The sequence below is a fragment of the [Empedobacter] haloabium genome (assembly GCA_008011715.2).
GTDB lineage: Bacteria > Pseudomonadota > Gammaproteobacteria > Burkholderiales > Burkholderiaceae_D > Rugamonas > Rugamonas haloabia.
Window position 1 is genome coordinate 6,279,339 of sequence record CP136508.1, and the last position, 17,382, is coordinate 6,296,720.

The following is a 17,382-nucleotide window of genomic DNA, read 5'->3' on the forward strand; positions in this document are numbered from 1 at the left end:
ATGTTCAAACGGTCAAGCTGAGCAATCAATGCGAATCATGGACCTCAGCCTTGCGTTTGACGAGTTCTACACGCGTACCGAGCTGATGTCGCTACCGGCCCGAGTCGAGGAATTCCGTCGCAGCATCGGCGCGCGCTTTCCCCAGTTTTACGGCGACGAGCGTATTCAATACTCCCATGCCGAGCAGGACGAACGCATCGGCACGGCCATCGTCAAATACCCGGCCATGCGCGATACCTACCTGCAGAAGGCGCGCACGTTCGGTTCCCGGCTGACCGGCTACGTCAACTCGTTCCAGGCCCGTTTTCCCGACTACCGTTACGATGGCGAGATCTGGCTGCTGCACTCGCTGGGCGAGATGGACGGCGGCACGCGCACCCTGGCCAGCAAGGATTACCTGATCTTCGGTGCCGACGGCCTGGCGCGCTTTCACGCCGGCGGCGACGATGGCGCCTTCTTCCACCATGAGCTGTTTCATACTTACCACGAGCCGGCGCTGGCAGCGTGCCCGGAAACCGTCGTGTGGAAATCGTTGTGGACGGAAGGCCTGGCCGTCTACGTGTCGCAACAGATGCACCCCGAGGCCAACGACAAGGAACTGCTGACGGATTTCCCCGCGGGTACGGTGGCGAAAACCAGGGCGGCGCTGCCGGCTGCATGGGAGCAGCTGGACAAGGTGCTCAACAGCAGCGATCGCCAGGTCAATGCCAGCCTGTTCCAGCTGAGCAGCCGCGACAAGACCTTGCCGCAGCGGCGTGGGTATTACCTGGGCTACCTGGTGGCGCAGGAAGCGGCCAAGTCGCGCGACGTGGCCGAGCTGGCGAAACTGGGCTGTGGGCCGGCACGGGAGCTGGTGACGGCGACGGTACGCAAGCTCAAGAGTGGAGTATCGCACTAACGCTCGATCCGCCGGGGTCTGTCCCCCTGGGGACTGACCCAGAAGTTACCATGGTTCGTGGCTTTGCAAGCAAACTTCGGGGTCAGTCCCATAGGGACAGACCCCAGCTGCACAGGTGTTTTCTACTGGCACAGCCCGAACGCCTTGCGCTCGGGGAACCAGCGATAGGTAAAGGTACGCAGCGGATACTTGTCGCCGCCGATGACCAGCGCCGGCGGCGTCAGGTCGAACCGCTCCGGCAGTTTCGATTGCACACGCAGCCGCGCGCGCCATTGCGTATGGTCCGAATTCGCCACCGCGATCAGCAGTTTCGGCACCCCTTCGATCGAATCGACGATCTCCGGCCGCGTGTCCGTGCCGCGCGAATAGAACGTCACCACCTCCGCGCGGGCGATGCGTTCCCCCTTCGGCTGCGTGACGGGGTAGCTCAGCGTGGCAAAGCGGGCCTGGGTTCCACGCGGCAGCAAATAGACCAGGCCGAACTCGGCGCCGCCGTCCGGTAACGTCACCGGGCTGGTTGCCGTGACCGTGATGCCGTCCGGCAGGTCGAAGCGCGACGTTTCCACGTACTCGCTGCAAGCCGGCGTTTTCGCCATGTACAGCTGGACAGGCTGGTAATCACTGCAGGCGCACAGCGCCAGCAGCAGGGGAGTGAGAAGCGCGAAACGGCGCATGGCAAGGTGATCCCTCAACGAAAGAGCGCCAGTGTAGCGCAGCGCCACGGCTTGCAACAGGTGTGCCGCGCGCAGCCCGATGTCGCGGCCCGGCAACGCAGGTTGATGTTGTGTTACGGAAAAACCGACACTCGTCGGGTTTCTTTTGCTCAACTAACCGACTCGCGCTATCCTGCCAGCAGCGGCCCCAAATCCTGCCGTGCCCGTCGTCGTGTGCCCCATCCCCGCCATTTGTTCCTCTTCGTGCCGCTCCGTTGCCGGACCCTCGCGCGATGCGAACGTTCCCCCTATCGCAGAGGCATCACATGGCAGTCACTACCGTATCCGTCTCGTTCGCCAACGGCTTTTTTGGCAACGCATCGAAATCGAATGAATCGTCGTCGACGTCCTACCTGACGTCGCTGGGCTGGTCGAACCTGCAGTTCCAGCAGGCGACGAATAACGGGCAATTTGGCGGCAGCCAGGGCAACGACTACTCGGGCACGATCATCGTCACGGACGCCCTGGGCGTGGTGCACCGGATCAACGGCGTCATCAACTGGCGCGCGCCGAGCGGCGACGTCTCGACGATCGTATTCTATGCCACCGGCGCGCCGGAAACGCTGGCCAAGGCGGGCGGCGGCACGGTCACCGTGGATCCATGGACGGGTGCCAACAACGATCCGCACAGCTATATCGGCCTGACGTTCAACGGCCAGTCGCTGACGATCGGCAACGACGGCACCGTGTCCGGCAATGCCGCCACGCAAGGCCTGCTGGCATCACTGAACACCTACCTGAACAACCAGCCGCACCTGACGGTGGGCGACGCCGTCGTCAACGAGGCGGCCGGCACGGCCACCGTCACCATCACCCTGGACAAGGTGACTGCGGACACCGTCACGGTCAAATACGCGACGCAGAACGGCACGGCCAGCGCCGGCACCGACTACACGGCCGCCAGCGGCACGCTGACCTTCCTGCCGGGCGAAACCAGCAAGACCATCCAGGTACCGATCCTGGACAACGGCACGGTGGACGGCGTGCGCACGGCCAACGTCGTGCTGAGCGACAGCACGTTTGCCGCCATTACCGACAACACCGGCGTCGTCACGATCAACGACAACGACGGCGCGCCCTATGTCGGCAACGTGGTGGCGGAGGACGCGTCGGCGCTGGGCGCCAACCCGGTCGACAGCACCGTCGTCGAAGGCGGCTCGTTGGTGTACACCGTCATCATGAGTCGCACCGGCGGCGGTGAGTTTGCGCTCACCCTCGGCGGCAGCGCCGCGTCGGCCGATCGCGCCGCGCTGAGCTTCAGCGACGGCGTGACATGGAAGAACGGCAATCCGGCCAGCGGCATCGTCGTGATCCCGGCCAGCGTCGGCAGTTTTAAAGTGACCGTTGCCGCGGTGGACGACAGCGAGATCGAAAACGCCGAGACGGTCGTGCTGACGGTGGGGGGCGTCAGCGCCACCGGCACGATTACCGACAACGACAGCCAGAGCGTCACCAGCGTCACCGCCGAGGACGCCCTGAACGTCAATGCCAACCCGGTCGACAGCACGGTGGTCGAAGGCATGGCCCTGCGCTACACGGTGGCCCTGAACGGCGCCAGCCCGGTGCCGACCGAACACGCGCTGACCCTGGGCGGCACCGCCAGCGGCAGCGACCTGGCCAGCCTGACCTTCACCAATGGCGTCGCCTGGAAAAACGGCGCCGCCAGCAGCGGCATCGTTGTCGTGCCGGCCGGCGTGACCGGCTTCCAGGCGCTGCTGACGACCAGCGACGATACCGTCATCGAAACCAGTGAAACCGTCACGCTGACGGTGGCCGGCGTGACCGGCACGGGTACCATCACGGACAACGACAGCCAGAGCGTGACGACCGTCGTGGCCGAGGACAGCGGCCACCTGGGGCAGCAGCCGGTGGACAGCGCCGTTGTCGAAGGCGTCGCGCTGGTCTACACGGTGGCCCTGAACGGTCCCAGCCCGACGGCGGTCGAGCACGTGCTGACGGTGGGCGGCACGGCCGCGCCGGCCGACCTGGGCGCCCTGGTGTTCAGCGGCGGCGTCGCCTGGAAAAACAGCGATCCTGGCACCGGCATCGTCATCGTGCCGGCCAATGTGACCGGCTTCACGGTCACGCTGCCGACGGTGGACGACGTGGCGCTGGAAAGCGCCGAAAGTGTCGTGCTCACGGTCGGCGGCGTCGCCGCCACCGGCACGCTTACCGACAACGACAGCCAGAGTGTGGTTACCGTGGTGGCCGAGGATGCGGGCCATCCGAACGCGTTTCCGCTCGATACGACCGTGGTCGAAGGCGGCACATTGCTGTACACGGTGACGCTGAACATGGCCAGCGGCAGTGCCAGCGAGTACTCGCTGGCGCAGTCCGGCACCGCGCTGGCGGGCGACCTGGGCGCCATCACGTTCAGCAATGGCGTGACCTGGAAGAACGGCGACCCGACCGGCGGCATCGTTGTCGTACCGGCCAGTGTCACGAGCTTCACGATCGCTGTCGCCACCGTGGACGACAGCGTCATCGAGGCGGCCGAAACGCTGGTGCTGACGGTGGGTGGCGTGATGGCGACGGGGACGATCACGGACAACGACGTGCTGGCGGTCACCAGCGTCAGCGCGCGCGATGCCGCCAATCTGGGTGCCAACCCGGCCGATCGTACCGTGGTGGAAGGCAACACCCTGGTGTACACGGTCGCGCTGAACGGCGTCGGCGTGGCGCCGACCGAATTCGCCCTGGGCACGGCCGGCACGGCCAGCGCCGCCGACCTGGGCAGCTTCAGCTTCAGCGACGGCGTGGGCTGGAAAAATGGCGATCCGGCCACCCACACGCTCGTGGTGCCGGCGGGCGTGGCGACCTTCACCATCACGGTGGCCACGGTGGACGACGCGCTGGTCGAGCAGGCCGAAAGCCTGGTGCTGTCCGTCGGCGGCGTGGCCGGCACCGGCACCATCGACGACAACGACGTGGCTTCCACGCCGCCCACCCCGACCCCACCCGCGCCCACGCCCACGCCGCCCACGCCACCGGCCCCGCCGGTGCTGAACACGGCGCTCGACCCCACGTCCGACGATGGCTCGAGCAACACCGATGCCGTCACCAGCGTGCTGGCACCGGAATTCACGGTGGCGGCCGGTACCCTGCTGACACCAGGCGGCAGCGTGCGCCTGCTGGCGCCGTCCGGTGCCGTGGTCGGCACGACAGCCGTTACCGCCCAGGACATCGCCAGCGGCAAGATCAACGTCGGCACGGGCCAGCTGGACGACGGCGTCTACACGTTCACGGCCCAGGTGCTGGATGCGACCGGCAAGGTGGTCGGCTCGGCCCCCGTGTCGGTCACGATCGTGACGGACGTCGATGGCGTGATGCCGTCGGTGGAACTGGCCGCCAACGGTGGCGACTACAATCATGATGGCGTGCTGGACTGGCAACAGCACACGGTGGCGCAGATGCCGCTGAAATCGCTGGCGGACTTCGCATCGGGCAAGGACGCGGCGGCGTCATCGTTTGGCGCCATCCTGTCCGGCTCGCTCAGCAGTGCCGACGGTGCCGTCGCGCTGACCAGCGGCGCGCAGCTGAAGGACCTCAGCATCACGGCGCAGCCGGCGCCGCTGGCGCAGAACTTCCGCGCCGTCTCGCCCGTCTTCAACTTCTCGGTGACGGCGGAAGAGGGCGTAGCCGGCCTGCCGGACGCGGATGTCAGCCGGGCCGGCCTGCAGACCCGCGTCGTCATCGAACTGGCCAAGTTCGGCGTCCTGGCCAACGACTTCCAGAAATTCGATACCGCTACGCAAACCTGGTACAGCTTCCTGGACGACCAGGACTTGAACACCTGGGACGACGGCGCCACGCTGCTGGACGTGAATGGCGACGGCCGCGTCGATCGTATCGTGCTCACCTTGACGGACGGTGCCAAAGGCGACGAAGATGGCCTCGTCAACGGGACCATTGTCGACCCGGGCCTGCTCGCGTTCGATACGACCCCGGTCGGCCAGGTGTACAGCGTCAAGCTGGCCGGTGGTGACCGCTACTACACCGCGGACGCCGGCGAGGCGGCGCAAAAGGCCGCGCTGGCCGGCAGCGTGTTCGAAGGCGTGCGCTTCGACGCGATGGCCGCGGCCGAAGGCGGCCGGCACCTGAGCGCGTATTACCAGCCGTTCACGCAGGACTACACGTATGCGGCCAGCGGCCAGAGCCTGCCATACGCTTGCTACGGCGCCGTGGCGGGCGCGGCCGGGTTCGACGCGGCGGCAGCCGGCAGCGGCAAGGGCGTGGATTTCCACCTGTACCAGGATGCCCGCGGCAACACGCAGCTGGTCACGGTGGCCGAGGCGGCAACCCTGGGCCTGGCGGCACAAGGATTTACCGACCGCGGCGCGAAGTTCAGCGCCACGACGGAACATGCCTTCACGTTTGACGCGGAGGGCTACCTGATCGCCAACCAGGACAACGCTTCCGTCCAGGCGCTGGTGCAACAGCTGGCCGCCACGTATGGCTCCACCACGGCGGCGGGCTTTGTCGATGCCGTCGAACAGAATTACCTGCAACAGGTGCAGCTGGTCGGGGTCGCGCATGGCGCGGCGGCCACCGCTGCGGATCTCAACGCCGTCTACGGCACGCATTTCACGTTGTGAGGTTGCATGACAAAACGACATCGTTACATCCGTTTGACGGCCGCGCTGGCGGCCGGCTGGCTGGCGCTGGGCACGGCGTCGGCGGCCAATAGCGACACGCCCGTCAACTACGCCGGCGCCCACCTGGGCGCCAACACCTTGCGCGACTGGCATGCCCGCGTGGACTTCGGTTTCGGCACGGCCCTCGACGGCCAAGCCGAGCTGAAGCGCGGGGTGCACGGCGGCCTGCAGTTCGGCCGTCAGGCCGGCCATGGCCGCTATGAGGTCGAGTACGAGCGCGGCCGCATCCGCGTGGAGCGCCTGACCCTGGCACCGCTGAGCGAGCAGGTGGCCGGCAGCGGCCATTACGAGGCCCTGTTTGCCAACGTCTATCGCACCGACCGGCTCGGCACTGCGCTGGACAGTTTTATTGGTGGCGGGATCGGCTGGGGCCGTGTCAAGCTGCCGCAACTGAACCTGGGCGAGACCTGCGCCTGCTTCGGTCCCGCGTCGAAAAGCGGCTTTGCCTGGCAGCTGCGGGCCGGTCTGGCCTACCGCCTGACCGCGGTGGACAGCATCGCCCTGCAATACACCTGGCTGAATCTGCCGAAACCGGCGCGAGCCGGTGAGCCCTCGGTGCAGTACGAGCGCCGCCGCTTTGGCGCCCTGACGCTGGGTTATCTACGCCAGTTTTGATTTTCATCAGTCCTGTTGCTTGAAGCCTACAAGACGATGCCGGCTGCCCCATTCGAGGGCAGCCACTAGACACAGTCTTTGATTGCCGTACGGCAACGTAGTATGCTGTCTTCAGCGGCCTCATCCGCTATCCCGCCACGTCGTTCGCGTCCTTTCCCATCCGTTGTCCTGTCGCCTGAACGTGGGGCGCCTGTGTTTTCGCTAATATCCCGTTACGAGGTTCGCCTTGGCTGTCACCACTGTCTCCGTATCGTTTGCCGACGGCTTTTTCGGCACCGCGTCGAAATCGAACGAAGCGTCCGGCGCCTCGAAGATGTCGACACTGGGCTGGAGCAATGTGCAGTTCCAGCAGAGCAGCAGCAATGGCGCGTTCAGCGGTACGCAAGGCACGATCCTGATCACGGACGCGGCCGGCGTCACCCACCGCATCGACAGCACCATTGCCTGGCGCGCGCCCAATGGCACGCCCTCGACGATGGTGTTCTATGCCACCGGCTCGACCATGTACACGCTGGCAACGAGCGGTGGCGGGTTCGTCGTGGTCGATCCGTACACGGGCGGCACCGACCCGAACAGCTTCCTGGGGCTGACGTTCAACAACCAGACGCTGACGATCACGAACGGCATCGTCTCCGGCAACGCCTCGACCACCGGCCTGATGGCCGAACTGAACACCTACCTGAGTGCGCAACCGCAGCTGTCGATCGGCGACACGGTCGTGGACGAGAGCGCCGGCGTGGTCAGCGTGACCGTCACGCTGAACCAGGCGTCCAGCGACACGGTAACCGTTCGATACACGACCGTCGACGGCAGCGCCACGGCGCCGGCGGACTACACGAGCACGACCGGCACATTGACGTTCACACCTGGCCAGACCAGCAAGACCATCCAGATTCCCGTTCTCGACAACGCGATCCACGACGGCGCGCGCACCGTCAGTGTCGTGTTGAGCGACAGCATCCTGGCTGCCATCGTCGACAATACGGCGGTCGTCACGATCAACGAGAACGATCCGGTACCCACCGTGGCGGCCGTGCAGGCCGGCGCCAGCGTGACCGAAGGCGGCCAGCTGGGTTATACCGTGACCCTCAGCGGCAGCGGTGGCGAGTATGCCGTCTCCCTGGGCGGCAGCGCCGCCACGGCCGATTATGCGTCGCTGACGTTCAGCCATGGCGTCGCCTGGCGCAGCGGCGACCCGGCCACCGGCATCGTGGTGGTGCCGCGCACCGTGTCGAGCTTCCAGATCGGCCTGGCGACTGTGGACGACAGCACCGTCGAGCCGGCGGAAACGGTCGTGCTGACGCTGGGCGGAGCGAGCGCGACGGGCACCATCGACGATAACGATGTGGCGTTGCCGCCGCCACCGCCACCGCCGCCACCACCTCCGCCGCCGCCACCGCCGCCGGCGCCACCTGTAACGCCACCGCCAGCACCGGCGCCTCCTGTAACGCCACCGCCAGCACCGCCCGTGCCGCCACCGCCAGCGCCACCTGTAACGCCACCGCCAGCACCGCCCGTGCCGCCGCCGCCAGCGCCACCTGTGACGCCACCGCCCGTGATGCCGCCGGCACCTCCCGTCACGCCCGTGCCGCCACCCACGCCCGTGTTGCAGGCGGCGCTCGACCCGGCTTCGGACACGGGCAGCAGCAACAGCGATGCGGTTACCAGCGTGCTGACGCCGCAGTTCGTCGTCACCGGCGGCGCGCTGCTGGCGCAGGGGCACAGCGTGCGCCTGCTGACGGCCGATGGCCAGCTGGTCGGTACGACCGCGCTGACGGCGGCCGACGTGGCCGCAGGCCGCGTCAACGTGGCCACGCTGGCGCTGGACGACGGCACGTACACGGTGCAAGCCCAGCTGCTCGACAGCGGCGGCCACGTGCTGACGCAGGCGCCGGGCAGGGTCACGATCGTCACCGACCTGGACGGCATCGCGCCATCGGTCGAGCGCGCCGCGCACGACGGCGACAGCAACCATGACGGCGTGGCTGACTGGCAACAGCACGGCGTGGCGCAACTGCCGCTGGCGTCGGCGGCGGCGTTTGCGCTGGGCAAGGATGCGCCGGCCGCGACGTTTGGCGCCATCCTGGCGGGCTCCGTGTCGGCACCGGGTAGCGCCGTCGCGCTGACGGCAGGCGCCCAGTTGCGCGACCTGGCCGTCACGGAAGCCGTTGCGCCCCTGGCGCCGACCTACCGCGCCGCGTCACCGCAATTCCACTTCACCGTCACGGCGCAGGAAGGGCAGGTGCTGGCCGACCTGGACCCGAGCCGGGCCGGCTTGCAGACCCGCGTCGTCATCGAACTGGCGCCGGGTGGTGCTGTCGCCAACGATTTCATCAAGTTCGACCGGACCAGCCAAAGCTGGTACAGCTTCCGCGACGATGGCCGCCTGGACACGCTGGACGATGGCGCCACCTTGCTGGACACCAATGGCGACGGCCGTGTCGACCGTGTCGTGATCACGCTGACGGATGGCGCCCGTGGGGACGAGGACGGCATCGCCAACGGCACCATCGTCGATCCCGGCATGCTGGTGTACGACCTGGCGCCCGCCGCGCACGTCTACAGCATTCTGCTGGTCAATGGCGACCGTTACTACACCGCCAACGCGGCCGAAGCGGCCCAGCGCGCGGCCGGGATCGGCAACGTCTTCGAAGGCGCGCGCTTCGACGTCACGCCGGGCGGCCAGCACGTCGGGGCGTGGTACCAGCCGTTCACGCAGGATTATGCGTTTGCCGCGGCTGGTCAGGCGCAGCCCTATGCCTGCTATGCGCCCGTGGCCGGTGCCGCCGGCTTCGGCGCGGCGGCAGCCGGCAGCGGCATCGGCAAGGACATTCACCTGTACCAGAACCTGCGCGGCAATACCCAGCTGCTGACGGATGCGGACGCGGCGATATTAGGGCTGGCTGCCCAGGGTTATCGCGACCGCGGCGCTGTCTTCAGCGCCAGCACCGACCACGCTTTTTCGTTCGACGCGGAAGGCTATTTGATCGCCAATCGCGACAATGGCGCCGTCCAGGCGCTGGTGCGGCAGTTAGCGACGCAATATGATTCGACCACGGCGGCCGGTTTCATCGATGCGGTCGAGCAGGATTATTTCCAGCAGGCGCAATTGGTGGGTGTGGCGAACGGTGCCACGGCCACCGTCGGCGATGTGAATGCGGTGTTCGGAACGCAATTTGTCTAGCCATTAATAAAGAGTATCGATCCGGGCGCATGAGTTGCGCGCCGGTGCGCCGATAACGGTGCTAGGCTGAGAGCTCCACAATGAAGGAGCCGACATGATTCACCATCTGGGTATTGTGGTCAGCGATTTTGTGCGCAGCAAGGCGTTATATGACGCTTGCCTGGCACCATTGGGTATCCATCGTACCGAAACCGATATGGACTGGGCCATTTATGCGCCCGGGAACGGTCATCCTTTCCTGTGGCTGGGTTCCGAACTGCCCACTTACTGGTCTGCCGGCAAGCAGGCCGGCAATGCTCCCATTCACCTGGCTTTTTGCGCGCCCGACCGCGCCGCGGTCGATGCTTTTTATCGCGCCGCGATGGAACTGGGCGCCGAGGATCACGGCCCGCCGGGTATCCGCGTCAGCTATGCCAATTTCTACAGCGCGTACATCCTGGATTACGACGGCAATAACATCGAGGCCACGCTGCGGGAGGACTGACCTGCCAATTACTGGCGTCTTCACGCCAAGTTCTGGTGTAACGAAGGCGTGCAAGCCGCAGGCGTCAGGGCCGAGGGTCTGTCCCTTCGGGACTGACCCTGGTTTATCCAGTTGAAGAGCCGTGATAGGAACCGGGGACAGTCCCCCAGATGCGACCGCTGACTCGGCGTCCCCGAGTTAATGCTCAGCGAGAATAAACGGCACCGGCATGCGCCGTACCGTTTGCACTTGGCAATCCGCCGGCATGAATGCCGCCTGCACCACCGCCAAGGCCTCTTCCGGTCGGGAATTGCCACACATAAATATATCGACCGCCGCAAAGCGCTGTTCCGGCCACGTATGAATCGAGATATGCGATTCGGCCAGCAGGACGACGCCCGTAATACCCTGGCCGACACCGAAGGCATGAAAATGGCTGTGCAGGATGGTCGCCCCCGCAGCCGTCGCGGCGGTGCGCAGCAAGGCCTCGATATGCGTGCAGTCCATTAATTTGTCCGGCTCCACGCCCGATAAATCGGCCAGCAGATGGGTGCCCTCGGCGCGAAACGTCAAGGGCCGTGTCATTTATGCCCGCCGCTACCGCCCCAGCTGCCGCCGCCCGTATGCGACGACCAGCTGCTGCCACCGGAACCGGAGGAGCTGCTGCCGCCAACCATGCCCACCCAGCTGGCGATAATGGAAAAGACCAGCACGATCACGCCATAAAACAAAAACTTCATGCGTCGCCATCCATCGAATCGAGAAAGAGTGCCGGCAGATACAAGGCGGCCGCGCCGATCACGGTATAGATGAACGTGGCGCGGAAATTGAACAGCAGCGGAATGGCGTTGCAGATCACCATGATAATGATGAGCCAGCGGGCCGTGTCGCGGTGGCCCGATTTCGCCGCGGCGGCTGTTCGCCTTTTATTCGCCTGGGCCAGTTTCGGCGTCGCCAGGCCGAACCAGGCATTGAGCTGGTCGCGCGACACGTCGGTCGACTTCGACCAGGTCAGTTCCTGCGCGGTGCTTTCGGCCGCCAGGGTGGCATTGCCCCGCTCGTACTCGACCACGTGGGTCACATCGCCGGCCTGCACGCGCCAGTTGAAGGCGCCGACGGCGAAGGTCACGGTGGCGTCGTATTCGTCCAGCTTGTCATAACGGACACTGCCCAGCTTGGCGCCCGTTTCCTGCAGCTGTGGCCAGTCGTCCAGCACGACCGCTTTCGACCACTCGCCATCCGATTCGACCAGCCACTGGAAACCGGCGCGCGGGCCGTACAGCAGGTATTCGGTCCACTCATAGCCTTCGTCATCGCGGCGGCGCATGACGCCGATGATCGTCAGCTTCTGGTTACCCAGCTTGCCTTCGGCGCCCAGCTCCAGCGTCGTGCGGACCGCCTTGACGCGCTCACCCGCGCGCAGCACCTCGACTTGCGGACTGGTGGCGTCCAGCTGGGTGTTGCAAGCGCGGCAAATCAGCGTGTTGGTCAGGCCCGGCAGGTACTGGATCTGGCTGCCGCAGGATGGGCATGCCAGCGCCGTCAGCTTGCCGCGGTAGCGCCCGGCCGCCTGTTCGATGGCCGTGTCGTCGCGCAGCAGCTGGCATTGCAAGGCCTGCAAGGTGACGGCCTTGCCGACGTACAGCTGCGGCGTGTCGCCATCCGAATAGTCCAGTGTCGCGAACGTGGTGCCGGCACGCAGGTCGGCCACCCGCGCCTGCCAACCTTCACCCACGATAAAAGGCAGCTCGCCCTGGCCGCCCACGCATTGGGCGGTGCGCACGTCCGCCGCCACATAACGGGTGGCGTCGATGGTGACGATGCGTCCGGGTGCCAGGCTGTCGAAGGCCGGCAGTGCGGTGCCGGGCTGGCGCGCCAGTGTGATCGTGTACTGGCCCGAAGCGTCGCCGAGCCAGCCGCTGCTGCCGTCGTCGAACAGCAGGTGCCATTCGGACCACATGCCGGCGTCATAACGCAGCTGCAGGCGGCCCACCACCGTGAACGGCCGCTGGCCCCACGTGCCGCTGGTGCCCAGCTGGATCGGCGAATAGTCTTCCAGCACCTCGGCGATCTTGCCCAGGTTGCGCACGGCGCCGGCGTCCTTCAGCACGCCGGCGCGGCAGAATTCGCACACGGCCATCACGGACGCGTGCGAGCGGAAGCGCACGGGCGCGCCGCAGCTGGGGCAATTCACCGTCAACAAACCGAACCCTGGCCGCTCAACCGATCAGCTTTTTCAGCAGTTCGGCCTTGGCGCTGTCGTAGTCGGCGGCCGAGATCAGGCCCTTGTCCAGCAGGCCTTTGAGTTTCTCCAGGCGGGTCTCGATCGCTTCCTCGGCCGGTGCCACCGCCTGCGGCGCGGCCGGCGTCAGCGAGGCGCCTACGGCCTGGCCCATCGCCTGGCCGATCGTCACGCCGGCTCCCAGGCCCGCGCCGATGCCGGCGATGCCGCCTTCGTTCTGCGCCGCCAGCGGGATCGCGGTGGCGGTCTGGTAGCGCGTAAAGCCCGTCATCTTGTCGTTCGACAGGCCGCCCTTCATGCCGGCGGCGATGCGCTCGTCCAGCGCCGCCTGCAGCTCTTCCGGCAGGCTGACGCTGGCGACATTGAACTCGTCCAGCGCGATGCCGTAGCGGGCGAACGCATCGGCCAGGTCGCCCTTGACCTCCTGCGCCATCAGCGCCTGGTTGGCGGCCATGTCGAGGAAGGCCACGTTGGCGCCGCCCAGCGAGCTGGCCATGGTCGAGAGCAGGATGCCGCGCAATTGGTCCTCCACCTCATCGCGCGTATAGCGCGCGCGGGTGCCGCTGATCTCGGTGAAAAACTTGCGGGCGTCGGCCACGCGATACGAATACATGCCGAAGGCGCGCACGCGGATCATGTCGAAATCCTTGTCGCGGATCGTGATCGGCTGCGGCGTGCCCCATTTGCGGCCGGTCTGCACGCGCGTGCTGAAGAAGTACACGTCCGACTTGAACGGCGCGTCGAACAGCTTGTCCCAGTTCTTCAGGTTGGTCAGCACGGGCAAGGTCTGGGTGGTCAGCTTGTGCGTGCCGGGGCCGAACACGTCGGCGATCTGGCCCTCGTTGACGAACACCGCCACCTGCGATTCGCGCACCACCAGCACGCCGCCGTTCTGGATCTCGAAATCCTGCATCGGGTAGCGCCAGGCCAGCACGCCTTCCTCGTCCTCGTTCCATTGCAGGACGTCGATAAACTGCTTTTTGATAAAGCTGCCGATACTCATGCTTGCCTCCGCGCGCGAAAAATTAGGAAATGCAGGCGGCGTTGATGCCGCCGATGGCCAGCGAGATGGCGCCCAGCAGGCCGCCGAACGCGCTGTTGCCGGACTCGATCTGGTCCTTGGCCATCTTCAGGGTGCGTGTCGTCACCGCATAGGCCAGCGCCTGCACGATCATCGCCCCGAACGCCCATGCCGCGAACGCCTGGTAGTTCGGCGTGTGCAGCAGGCCCGAGGCGATCGTCAGCGAAAAGCCCAGCAGGGCGCCGCCCAGCGACAGCGCGGCCGCGTGATTGCCCTCGCGGATCAGCGCCACTTCGTCATAGGGCGTCATCCACGTGTAGGCGCGGAAGAACACGGCCAGCAGCACGGCGGCCAGCACCAGATGGATCAGGTAATTTGCGACGGCGTACACGATAGTCGGAATTGAGATTGCCAGAAGGTAAAGAGTTTAAGCCATAATTCCGCCGATGACCAAAAAAATCCTGATCCTTTCCGTCTTTGTCGTGGCGTCGTGCGGCCTGGCCTACGAGCTGATCGCCGGCGCGCTGGCCAGCTACCTGCTGGGCGACTCGATCCTGCAGTTCTCGACCATCATCGGCTGCTACCTGTTCGCGATGGGCGTCGGCGCCCATCTGTCGCAGTACGTGAAGGACGAGCACGTGCTGGACCGCTTCGTCGACATCGAACTGGCCGTCGGCCTGGTCGGCGGCATCTCGGCCGCGCTGCTGTTCATCACGTTCGCCTGGGCCGCCGCACCGTTTCGCACGATGCTGTACGTGATCGTGTTCCTGGTCGGCGCCTTCGTCGGCATGGAGGTGCCGCTGGTGATGCGGGCGCTGAACGCGCGCCAGACCGGGTTTTCGGAACTGGTCAGCCGGGTGCTGACGTTCGACTACCTGGGCGCCCTGGCCGTCTCGCTGCTGTTCCCGCTGGTGCTGGCGCCGCACCTGGGGCTGGTGCGCACGGGCTTCCTGTTCGGCATGCTCAATATCGGCGTGGCGCTGTGGACCATCCATGTATTTCGCGCCGAGCTGACGGCGGTCATGGCCCGGGTACTGCGCGCCAGCGCCGTGCTGGTGCTGCTGCTGTTCGGCTTTGCCGGTGCCGACCGCCTGACGCAATGGGGCGAGCACGGCCTGTTCGGCGACGAGATCGTGTACGCGACCAGCACGCCGTACCAGCGCCTCGTCATCACCCGCTGGAAGGACGACCTGCGCCTGTACATCAACGGCAACCTGCAGTTCTCGTCGCGCGACGAATACCGTTACCACGAGGCGTTGGTGCACCCGGCCATGGCCGCGCTGCCGTGGGCGAAGCGGGTGCTGGTGCTGGGCGGCGGCGACGGCCTTGCATTGCGCGAGGTGCTGCGCTACCGGCACGTGCAGCACGTGACGCTGGTGGACCTGGACCCGGCGATGACGGCCGCGTTCAAGAACCGCGCCGAGCTGCGCCAGCTCAATCGCGACAGTTTTCACGATCCGCGCGTCACCGTGGTGAACGCCGACGCGGCCATCTGGCTGCAGCAGCAGGAGGGCGCGATGTTCGACGCTGTCATCGTCGATTTTCCCGATCCGTCCAGCTTCGCGCTGGGCAAGCTGTACTCGGTGCCGTTCTATGGGCTGTTGAAAAGACACCTGGCCGCCAATGGGCTGATGGTCGTGCAATCGACCTCGCCGTTCTTCGCCCCGCACGCCTACTGGACGGTGGACGCGACGCTGCGCGAAGTGGGCTTGCGCACCTACCCGTACCATGCCTACGTGCCGTCGTTCGGCGAGTGGGGATTTATCCTGGCCTCGCCCCAGCTGGACTACAGGCCGCCGACGTCGTACCCGCTGCCGCTGCGCTTCCTGAACGGTGACACCACCCGCGAGATGTTCGCGTTCCCGCCCGATATGCCCCGGCTGGCGCTGCCGCCGAACCGCCTCAACACGCAGTCGCTGGTGCACGAGTTCGAGCAGGACTGGCACCGTACGATCCGCTGATGGACCGGCGCAGCTTCCTGTTCACAGCCGCCGCCGGCGGTGCCGCCATCGCCAGCGGCGCGATCTATCGCCGCTGGCATGAAATCACGCCCACCGTGCACGCGCCGGGCCGCGCACTGGGACACCACCTGCGCGACCGCGGCAGCGTGCCGCCGCCCGCGCAGGTGATCGAGACCGATATCGCGATCGTGGGCGCGGGCATGGCGGGGCTGACGGCCGCCTGGCAACTGCGCCGCGACGGCCACGCCGATTTTCTCGTCATCGACGGTCCCGAACCCTTCGGCAACGCGGCCGGCGGCCGCGATGGCGAGCTCGCGTTCCCGACCGGTGCGCACTATTTGCCGGTGCCGTCGCGCGAGTGCGCGCACGTGCGCGCCATCCTGGCCGACCTGGGCATCCTGCAGCGCAATGCGGACGCCGACAAGCCGTATTACGACGAGCGCTACCTGCTGCATGCGCCGGAAGAGCGCTTGCTGGTGAATGGCCACTGGCACGAAGGCATCGTGCCGCGCGCCGGTGTGCCGGCGGCGGAGCTGGCCGAGCATGCGCGCTTTTTCGCGGAAGTCGAACGCTTGCGTGGCCTGCACGGCGCCGACGGCCGCCGCGTGTTCGCGCTGCCCAGCAGCGCGTCGTCCCTGGACCCCGCCTGGCTGGCACTGGACCGCCTGACCTTGCGCGACTGGTTCGAACAACACGGCTACCGCTCGCCCACCCTGTACTGGTACCTCGACTACTGCTGCCGCGACGACTACGGCGCCACGGCGGCCACCGTGTCCGCCTGGGCCGGCCTGCATTATTTTTGCGCGCGGGGAGGGGAGGCGGCCAACGCGGCATCGGGGGCGTGGTTGACGTGGCCGGGCGGTCTGCAACCGCTGGCCAGCGCGCTGGCCGAGCGGTCCGGCGCGCGCCGCTTGAGTGGCGCCGCGGTATCGATCCGCGAGGTGGACGGCAAGGTGGAGATCCTGTGCTGCGCGCTGGAGGGCGGCCGGCCGCGCAGCTACCTGGTGCGCGCCCGCAAGGCCATCTGCGCGATGCCGCTGTTCGTGGCCAGCCGCGTGGTCGAGAACATCGCGGCCTATGGTTTCGATCCGCGCCAGCATCTGCCGGCCACGGCGCCCTGGCTGGTGGCGAATTTCATGCTGCGCGGTTTTCCCGATGAACGACCGGAGGCGCCGCTGTGCTGGGACAACGTGGTGCACCGGAGCGAAGGTGGCCCCAACCTGGGCTATGTCGTGTCCACGCACCAGGATATCCGCGTAACGCCGCCCGAACGCACCGTGTTCACGACCTACGCCGCGCTGTCGCACCTGGAGCCGCTGGCCGCGCGCCGCTGGCTGCAGGCAGCCGCGCCGGACGAGCTGCTGGCCCTGGCCGCCGCCGACCTGCATGCGGCCTACGGCAGCGCCATCGACCTGCAAGTCGAGCGCGTCGACATCACCTTGCGCGCGCACGCGATGGCGATCCCGCGGCCGGGCTTTCGCAGCAACGCCGGGCTGGCGGCGCTGCGCGCGCATGACGGGCCGGTGCTGTTCGCGCATGCGGACTTGTCCGGGTTTTCCGTGTTCGAGGAGGCGTCGTGGTGGGGCGTGCAGGCGGCGCGGCGGGCGCAGGACAAGACGGGCGCGTGAGA

13 protein-coding genes are annotated in these 17,382 nt (G+C 66.7%); 7 read left to right on the top strand and 6 right to left on the bottom strand.

From position 1 onward, the window contains the following. Positions 1-37: 37 nt before the first annotated feature. A complete protein-coding gene (locus E7V67_027405; protein ID WUR13367.1) occupies positions 38-898 on the top strand; it encodes a hypothetical protein in 861 nt (286 codons plus the stop codon). Positions 899-1,020: 122 nt separating this feature from the next. On the opposite strand, the gene E7V67_027410 is transcribed toward E7V67_027405, so the two are convergent. After that, complete coding sequence (locus E7V67_027410) at positions 1,021-1,572, bottom strand: hypothetical protein (GenBank protein ID WUR13368.1); 552 nt, start codon at positions 1,570-1,572, stop codon at positions 1,021-1,023. Positions 1,573-1,877: 305 nt separating this feature from the next. Between E7V67_027410 and E7V67_027415 the strand changes: the two genes are divergently transcribed. The 4 genes from E7V67_027415 to E7V67_027430 all read left to right on the top strand — a co-directional run bounded on the left by E7V67_027415 (position 1,878) and on the right by E7V67_027430 (position 10,549). Next, positions 1,878-6,206, top strand: coding sequence for a Calx-beta domain-containing protein (locus E7V67_027415; GenBank protein WUR13369.1), 4,329 nt, complete (start codon positions 1,878-1,880; stop codon positions 6,204-6,206). A 6-nt stretch (positions 6,207-6,212) separates the two neighbouring features. Next, positions 6,213-6,881, top strand: a complete 669-nt coding sequence (locus E7V67_027420) for a hypothetical protein (protein ID WUR13370.1) — start codon at positions 6,213-6,215, stop codon at positions 6,879-6,881. Positions 6,882-7,107: 226 nt separating this feature from the next. After that, positions 7,108-10,065 carry a Calx-beta domain-containing protein gene (locus tag E7V67_027425; GenBank protein WUR13371.1) on the top strand — a complete coding sequence of 986 codons (2,958 nt, stop codon included), beginning with the start codon at positions 7,108-7,110 and terminating at the stop codon, positions 10,063-10,065. A gap of 94 nt (positions 10,066-10,159) precedes the next feature. Then, positions 10,160-10,549, top strand: coding sequence for a VOC family protein (locus tag E7V67_027430; GenBank protein ID WUR13372.1), 390 nt, complete (start codon positions 10,160-10,162; stop codon positions 10,547-10,549). Positions 10,550-10,726: 177 nt separating this feature from the next. Here the strand turns inward: E7V67_027430 and speD are convergent, their stop codons facing one another. The 5 genes from speD to E7V67_027455 are packed head-to-tail and all read right to left on the bottom strand — an operon-like array spanning position 10,727 to position 14,182. Continuing rightward, positions 10,727-11,113, bottom strand: coding sequence for an adenosylmethionine decarboxylase (gene speD, locus E7V67_027435; GenBank protein ID WUR13373.1), 387 nt, complete (start codon positions 11,111-11,113; stop codon positions 10,727-10,729). Further along, the gene (locus E7V67_027440; protein WUR13374.1) at positions 11,110-11,268 is read right to left on the bottom strand and encodes a hypothetical protein; all 159 of its coding nucleotides are present in this window, start codon (positions 11,266-11,268) and stop codon (positions 11,110-11,112) included. Before E7V67_027440 ends, speD begins: the two co-directional genes overlap by 4 nt. Next, on the bottom strand, positions 11,265-12,722 hold the full coding sequence (locus E7V67_027445) for a DUF4178 domain-containing protein (GenBank protein ID WUR16358.1): 1,458 nt from the start codon (positions 12,720-12,722) through the stop codon (positions 11,265-11,267). The genes E7V67_027440 and E7V67_027445 overlap by 4 nt, the downstream gene beginning before the upstream one ends. A gap of 25 nt (positions 12,723-12,747) precedes the next feature. Then, complete coding sequence (locus tag E7V67_027450; protein WUR13375.1) at positions 12,748-13,773, bottom strand: SPFH domain-containing protein; 1,026 nt, start codon at positions 13,771-13,773, stop codon at positions 12,748-12,750. Positions 13,774-13,795: 22 nt separating this feature from the next. After that, entirely contained in the window at positions 13,796-14,182 is a 387-nt protein-coding gene (locus E7V67_027455) for a DUF350 domain-containing protein (protein WUR13376.1), read from the bottom strand. 55 nt (positions 14,183-14,237) lie between these two features. Between E7V67_027455 and E7V67_027460 the strand changes: the two genes are divergently transcribed. Next, positions 14,238-15,752, top strand: a complete 1,515-nt coding sequence (locus E7V67_027460) for a polyamine aminopropyltransferase (GenBank protein WUR13377.1) — start codon at positions 14,238-14,240, stop codon at positions 15,750-15,752. Continuing rightward, positions 15,752-17,380 (top strand): NAD(P)-binding protein, encoded by a 1,629-nt coding sequence (locus E7V67_027465; protein ID WUR13378.1) that lies wholly within the window; start codon positions 15,752-15,754, stop codon positions 17,378-17,380. Before E7V67_027460 ends, E7V67_027465 begins: the two co-directional genes overlap by 1 nt. Positions 17,381-17,382 lie beyond the last annotated feature (2 nt).